Annotated in this window: 8 protein-coding genes and 1 pseudogene; 5 read left to right on the plus strand and 4 right to left on the minus strand. The window is 59.1% G+C overall.

The window, feature by feature from the left end:
* A partial coding sequence (locus tag BG842_RS06940) for an ABC transporter substrate-binding protein (RefSeq protein ID WP_217493282.1) occupies positions 1-632 on the minus strand: 632 nt, incomplete at its 3' end.
* Positions 633-867: 235 nt separating this feature from the next.
* Here BG842_RS06940 and BG842_RS06945 point away from each other — a divergent pair.
* From BG842_RS06945 to BG842_RS06955, 3 genes are read left to right on the plus strand one after another with little or no spacing between them, the layout of a single operon-like run.
* Positions 868-1,770, plus strand: a complete 903-nt coding sequence (locus tag BG842_RS06945; protein ID WP_069450213.1) for a branched-chain amino acid ABC transporter permease — start codon at positions 868-870, stop codon at positions 1,768-1,770.
* Entirely contained in the window at positions 1,767-2,540 is a 774-nt protein-coding gene (locus BG842_RS06950) for an ABC transporter ATP-binding protein (RefSeq protein WP_069450214.1), read from the plus strand. Before BG842_RS06945 ends, BG842_RS06950 begins: the two co-directional genes overlap by 4 nt.
* The gene (locus tag BG842_RS06955) at positions 2,537-3,253 is read left to right on the plus strand and encodes an ABC transporter ATP-binding protein (RefSeq protein ID WP_069450215.1); all 717 of its coding nucleotides are present in this window, start codon (positions 2,537-2,539) and stop codon (positions 3,251-3,253) included. The genes BG842_RS06950 and BG842_RS06955 overlap by 4 nt, the downstream gene beginning before the upstream one ends.
* Here BG842_RS06955 and BG842_RS33005 read toward each other — a convergent pair.
* From BG842_RS33005 to BG842_RS06965, 3 genes are all read right to left on the minus strand, one after another.
* Entirely contained in the window at positions 3,147-3,671 is a 525-nt protein-coding gene (locus BG842_RS33005; protein WP_217493283.1) for an AMP-binding protein, read from the minus strand. The two genes, BG842_RS06955 and BG842_RS33005, sit on opposite strands and share 107 nt — an antisense overlap.
* A 159-nt stretch (positions 3,672-3,830) precedes the next feature.
* Positions 3,831-4,601: an SDR family oxidoreductase gene (locus BG842_RS06960; protein ID WP_069450216.1), complete on the minus strand. Its 771-nt coding sequence runs from the start codon at positions 4,599-4,601 to the stop codon at positions 3,831-3,833.
* 76 nt (positions 4,602-4,677) lie between these two features.
* Positions 4,678-5,361, minus strand: a complete 684-nt coding sequence (locus BG842_RS06965) for a helix-turn-helix domain-containing protein (protein ID WP_254662960.1) — start codon at positions 5,359-5,361, stop codon at positions 4,678-4,680.
* A 116-nt stretch (positions 5,362-5,477) separates the two neighbouring features.
* Here BG842_RS06965 and BG842_RS32725 point away from each other — a divergent pair.
* Both BG842_RS32725 and BG842_RS06975 read left to right on the plus strand, forming a co-directional pair.
* Positions 5,478-6,464 (plus strand): annotated as a pseudogene (locus tag BG842_RS32725) (RNA-guided endonuclease InsQ/TnpB family protein); the annotation flags it as partial.
* A 95-nt stretch (positions 6,465-6,559) separates the two neighbouring features.
* The coding region (locus BG842_RS06975; protein ID WP_139136053.1) for an AMP-binding protein at positions 6,560-7,050 on the plus strand (491 nt) is incomplete at its 3' end.

Consider the following 7,050-nt stretch of genomic DNA (forward strand, 5'->3'; position numbering starts at 1 on the left):
GCGTTTAGGATGGCGTTGATCTGAGGGGTCATGTCCGTCGCACCCAGGCTAGGGAACTCGCTGGCGACGTACTCGTGACCGGAACCCAAGCCGTCGGAGTAGGCCTTGAAGTAGCTCCAGACCTGCTCACCGTAGGCGTAGCCGGGGCCGATGTTGGCGACGCGCGAGCCACTATGGTTCTTGTTGGCGTCCTCGGCGATGCCGTAGACGTTCGTGGATGTGTTGGCATTCGTCCGGAAGATGTTCTTCTTGAACGAGGCCTTGTCTGGGTATTTGTCCGTGTCGTATTCCGTGATGTACGGCGTGCCGATGTCTGTCAGCGTCATTGGGACGCCAAGCTGGTTGATGGCTTCCGCATTGGCCAGTGTGACACCGGAGGATGTCAGCCCGATGAGGGCGTCGATCTTCTCCTCTTGGACGAGGCTCTTCAGCTGGGCTGCCGGGTCATCACCGTGACCGCGGATGACGATTTCGACGTCGTTGCCGTTGATACCGCCAGCTTCGTTAACCGCGTCGACGGCGGTCCGGGCCGCTGCCGCAGACGCTTTGCCGAGTACGGAGGCGACACCCGTGATGAGGTACATACCGCCGATTTTAACCGTGCCGTCACCGCCGCCGCCGAAGCCGCCCATGCACCCGGCGAGTCCGGTTGCCGCCCCCGCTCCGACAGCTGCGAGATACCCTCTGCGTGATACACCCGAGGTATCCGACGTGTCCTGGGTTGTGTTTATATCATTCCCCGACATGTTGCGTGTCATACCTGCACGATAACTATATACATAGAACATCCATTATAGACCCTTGTTCACATGTGAACGTTCACCAGTCAACATGTCCTTTAATACAGGGAACGAACCAACTGTTCGTATGGTATCGGTAGATTTTGTTATCACACAGCTCATCACCGGGGTCAGCATCGGGAGTCAGCTGTTCCTGGTGGCTGTCGGGCTGAGCATCATCTTCGGTGTGATGGACGTATTGAACTTCGCCCACGGCGTCCTCTACATGATCGGCGCTTACGTAGCCGTCCTATTCTCGACCGGCGGCGAACTGCTCGGATTCGCCTTTCCCCAGCTGGGTAACTGGGTGGGACTCGTCCTCGCCATGCTCGTGGTCGGACTCGTTGGTGCCGTTATGGAGTGGGGATTCATCCGCCGAGTGTACGACCGAGAACCGCTCGACCAGCTGCTGTTGACCTTCGCATTCGTCCTCATTTTTACCGATATAATCAGAGAACTGTTCGGTTCGGCCCCCAGCATCGGGCCGCCGGCTCAGCTCGCCGGCAAACTGATGCTCCCGGCTGGTTACACCATCTCCACCTACCGTGCGTTCGTCATCATGATGTCCGTCCTGACGATGGCTGCCTTGCTGGCCACGCTTCGGTACACGAACGTTGGCCGAAAGGTCCGGGCGACGGCCAGCGACCGTGACATGGCACAGCTGCTTGGGGTCAACGTGCCGATGTTGTACACAGCCGTCTTCTTCGTCGGTGCTGCCCTCGCCGGCCTTGGCGGGGCACTCTCGGCACCCATCCTGAGTATCAAGCCTGTGCTGGGCGATCAGGTCATCATTCAGGCGTTTATTGTCGTCGTGCTGGGTGGCCTCGGCTCGTTCAGTGGAGCCTTCATCGGCGCGTACGTCATCGGTATCTTGTCGGCGATGGGGCCGGTAATAGGCGTGACCGGTGCCGGTGAACTGATGCCGTTCCTGGCGATGATTCTCATCCTTCTGGTCAAGCCCGAGGGCCTGTTCGGGTCGGTGGAAGCATGAGTTCAGTACTGGAAACCGACGAACTCAAACGCTTGTTCGGCCGCCTCGTCGCCGTTGACGACGTCACGGTCAGTATCGACGACGACGAGATCACCAGCATCATAGGCCCTAATGGGGCTGGCAAGACCACGTTCTACAATCTGCTGAGCGGGACGCTCAAGCCCACCTCCGGAACGGTGAAGCTCCGCCCCCGGGAAAGCACCGAACTGGTCGATGTCACCAATGACGAACCCCACGAGATCGCCCGTCGGGGCCTCTCGCGAGCCTACCAGATCAACAATGTCTTCGAGGGGCTAACGGTACTGGACAACGTTCGGGTGGCGCGGATCAGCCACGACCGGCGGACAAGCGACCTGACCGCCATCACGAAAGACGACGAGCAACTCACCGAGGCCGCTTGGGAGATCCTCGAACTCACAAACCTCGAGGAAGTCGCCGACATCGAATGTGCGAACCTCTCCCACGGCGACGCCCGGAAAGTCGAGATCGCTCTTGCGCTTGGGACCGCCCCGTCGATCATCCTGCTGGACGAGCCGACGGCCGGAATGAACAAGTCCGAGACCGACCGGATGGTCGATCTCATCCGCCGACTGGACGAGGAGACAGACACGACGTTCGTCTTGACCGAGCACGACATGGAGGTCGTACTGGGAATCTCGGATCGCATCCTCGTCCTGGAGAGCGGGTTACTGATCGCCGACGGCACACCCGACGAGGTGATGGCCGACGAACGCGTCAAAGAGGCCTACCTTGGGGGTGAGGAAGTGTGAGTGTCCTCGAACTCGATGACGTCAACGCCTACTACGGCAACAGCCACGTCCTGTTCGACCTCGCGATGTCGATTGAGGAGAACGAGGTCGTCGGCCTGCTGGGCCGAAATGGCGCTGGCAAGACAACGACACTCCGGACGATCACAGGGACAGTCCCCCAGCGCCAGGGCCACATCAGCTACCGCGGCCGGGACATCAGCCACGAGTCAGTCGATTCGATCAGCCGTTCGGGAATCAAGCTGGTGCCAGAGGGACGCCGGATCTTCCCCGACCTGACCGTCAACGAGAACATCCTGGTCGCCCGGGACACCTGCGCCGACCCCCGGCCAATGGAGGAGATGTACGACGCCTTCCCGGTGCTGACCGACCTCCGCGAGAGTCTGGGTCAGAACCTCTCTGGCGGCGAACAGCAGATGCTGTCGGTGGCCCGAGCGCTGGTCCAGGACCCTGACGTCCTCCTGCTCGACGAACCAACCGAGGGACTGGCACCGGTCATCGTCGACGACCTGGCGGATGTCCTCAGCGAGGTCGTCAAACGCGACGTGACGGTCGTACTGACCGAACAGAACGTCGACTTCACACTGAGCCTCTCGGAACGAGCCTACATCATCGAGAAGGGCTCGAACGTCTGGGACGGCTCCGTCGACGACCTGCGGGACCGCGACGACCTGCTTGACCAGTACCTCTCGGTCGGCAGCGCCGAAGCCGACTGACCGAGTAGCTCGCGAATTTTGAAGTGTCACCCCCAGCGGTTGCTGACACTGTAGAACGTACCGTTTCCAGGGAAACGTAGACGTGTTCTTCCCAGTCTGGAAGGTTGCTCTTCCGGTTCCAGCCGTGGTAGTCGCGGTCCGGTTCGTGGTCGGAATTTCGAGTCGTCCCTGCCTCGGAGACGAGCGTCGAGAGCGCGGCCGTCACGCAGTCCTCGAAGTCGAGGACGACCGCGTCGAGGATATCGAGGTCGTCGTCGTCCGGCTGGATGAGGATGGTCGAGATGTCCGTCGTATCAATCGTGTGACGAACTTCCCGCTCTCGGTACCGCCAGTCGATCAGGGTCTGGACGGTGCTGATCTTCGTACATCCGTAGATTGCAGTGACGTACTCGGGAGTGTTCACGAAGTACAGCCTCACTCGGTCTCCCGACAGAACGCCAGGGTTCCCTTCACCGTCAGTGGACTCCGTAGCGACGGGTCACACAGCGAGCCCAGGACGCGACGGGTACCGTTCTGTTCCGAAACACCGATAGTTCCAGGCGGTTCTACTTTCGAGATTGTCGGGATGACGGTTGGGCTACCCGGTATGGGTCACCCCGCCGTCGACGACGAGTGATTCCCCGTTGACATAGGACGACTGGTCGCTTGCGAGAAAGAGTGCGGCGTTGGCAACTTCCTCGGGGCTCCCAAAGCGTTCCATCGGAATCGATTCCCTAGCGTACTGGTTGCCGTGGTCGGTGCCGACGATAGGAACGTCTTCCTCGGTCATCGCCGTCCCGATGATACCGGGCATGATGGCGTTGACACGGATGCCCGCATCGCCGAAGCGGTCCGCCAGCGAGTACGTCATCGACGTGACTGCGCCCTTCGTCAGGTCGTAGGCGGTGTACGCGCCGAGTGCGCGAATCGAACCGATTGAGGACATATTAACGATGCTTCCGCCGTCGGAAGCGAGCATGCGTTCGGCGGCGACCTGTGACCCGAAGAACACGCCCTTGACGTTGACGTCGAGAAACTGCTGGAGTCCCTTCTCGCGGACATCCAGGAACTCTTCGCCCCTGAATATCCCAGCGTTGTTGACCATCACGTCCACGCCACCGAACGCTTCTGCGGCCTCGACGGCGTCTTCGAGGTCGGCGCGGTTACTGACGTCACAATTGACGAACGTAGCGCGTCCGCCCTCCGCTTCGACGAGTTCGTGGGTGGGGGTCCCACCCTGGCGAGGGTCCTCTCTCACGTCGGCGACGACCACGTCCGCGCCCGCAGCAGCGAACGTCTGGCAGATTTCCCGTCCGTTTCCGCTTGCACCGCCCGTAACGACGGCAACCGTACCGCTAAGTTGTGCCATACTTGTTACACGCTACTTCGGGCACCGAAGGCACTGGGGTTTCCAGGGGAACCTCCGGCCGTCGGCTCTCTGACCGTCATTTCTCCACGTCGTCCATCGCAGTAACGAGTGCAGCCAACAGTTTTCGCTCACCACGGCGGACGTTTTTCGAGAAAGCGGTCGTCGAGATGTCGAATTCAGCTGCGAGGTCGGTAACGGTCGCACCACGCGGGGTCTCAAAGTGGCCGGCTTCCATCGCACGCTGGATCGTCTTCGCCTCGGTATCGGTCAATCCTCGAACGGCGTCCAGGACGTTTTTCGCCGTGTCCACGTTATTGATCACGTCGAAATAGTCTTCGAACGTGATGGTCGCCTGCGACTCGATTGTAAAGTCGTTGTGCCGGTCGAGTTCGGAGAGTGCATCGCCGACGGTGTCGCTCCGGTCGAACCCGATGTGCCAGCGCTCGCTCCCGTCGCTCGCTTCGAACGCTCCCGTGAGGTACCCGCCGTTGTCACGGATGGTTCGCATCGCGCTGGTTTGATCGACCGTATTCTTGATGATTGCTTGATCGCCCCGGCGTGAGAGTAACCGATAGTCCGCTTGGTTTTGGTGTTCTCTGAGGGCGCTGAGCCCTGCGTCGAGTGCGTCCACACTCTCGCCTTTGACTAACACACGAGATTCGAGTCGCTGTCGCGCGGTGTTGTAGTCCCAGTGGAGGCCGGTGAACGAGACGTCGTGGTCCACCGTGGTGTCGATATATGGGCAGTCGTATTGCACCATATCGACCATTAATGATTCCATTGGAAAGTTTCTCATTGTTCATTATAGATAAGTGCTTTCATCACAAGCATACGAAAATTGTCTAACACGTTTGGTTCCTCGCTGTGCAGAGGTTTACAGATGAACCTTGGTGCTGGCACGGGACCGACGGATACCAAGTCACCTAGGAAGCCAAAGCCGAACGCGCCCTCTACGACCGCCTACGCGACGAAACCACCCTCATTGCGAACCTCGCTCAGAAAGGGATTCGACGGGCAGTCGAAGCTGTCAAAAGCGGTGTCGCTCGTCTCGAACGTAGTGAAGAAACGTCACAAGCGTACTTTTCCTCTGACGGTACAGTGTACGATAAGCGGAGTGCGACGTTCCACCGTTACCCTGTTTCCCTCCCCATCGTTGACGGGCGTATCGAGTGCGACTACATTCTCACCGACGGATCGGAGACACCGCCGACGAAGTACGTTGGAAACGAGGATTTTGGGTTTCGGATGGCACACTTGCAGTACCGAGACGGCGAGTGGTATCTCCACGCTTCCATGAAGAAAGTCGAAGACGACGAGACACCTGACTCAGAGGCCAAGCACAGAACAGTCCTTGGTGTGAATTTGGGTGTCAACAACATCGCCGTCGCGACCACGGGGCGATTCTGGTCAGCAGACGAGTTCAACCACTGGCGCAGAGAATACGAAACGCGTCGTGGCACACTCCAACAGTGTGGTTCTCGCCACTCTCACGACAACATCCAAAGTGTCAATCGCAAGGAAACGGGTCGCTTCGAGATAGTCCTACACACGGTATCGAACGAACTCATCGAGGAGGCCGTCGAACACGACGTACAAGTCGTACAGGTTGACCCTCGGAACACGTCCAAACAGTGTTCGACGTGTGGGTTTACCCACGACGACAATCGCTCGGGAGAAGCGTTCGTGTGTCAGAAGTGTGGGTGCGAGAATCACGCGGATTACAACGCTGCAAAGAACATCGGTTTGCAGTATCTCCGGCGTCGGCAAAACGCAAACGATGGAGGCGCACCCGTAGACGTGCGCTTGAATCGCGGGATGCTGAACGTGAATGGCGAGTATTCGCCTACCGTTGTCAACAGTTAGAACAGGAGTCCACGCAAAAGCCTCGGGGGCGTGACCCCGAGGCAGTTTACATACAAACCCCTCGACTTTTCGTGTAAAATTGTCATGCTATACCTATGCATAGAGAATTACTTGCGACGGAGTTCCTAGACCGTGCGAGGATCTACTACGGCGAGATGGACGCCGTAGTAACAACCACGGGAGAGCGGTATACTTACGGCGAGCTCGGTGATCGAGTCGATCGACTCTCGGCGGCGCTACAAGCGCGAGGCATCGAAAAGGGTGACCGCGTCGCGGTCATTGACCCGAACACACACTACCACCTCGAAACTGCGTACGCGACGATTCAACTCGGTGCGATCCACACGCCGCTGAACTATCGGCTAACACCGAGCGAACTCGACTACATCGTGAACGATAGCGGAGCAAAAGCAGTGATCGCCGACTACGAGTACACCGAGAAAATCGAGGCGATTCGCGACGACATACCGACGGAGGTGTTCATCACCACCGACGCGGAGGCGGTCAGTGGCGACTGGGAAGACTTCGAGGCCGTCGCCGACTCCGCCCCGGACGCCTACGACCGCCCCGAGATGACCGAAGACGA

It is taken from the genome of Haladaptatus sp. W1, from assembly GCF_001723155.1.
Classification (GTDB): Archaea; Halobacteriota; Halobacteria; order Halobacteriales; family Haladaptataceae; genus Haladaptatus; species Haladaptatus paucihalophilus.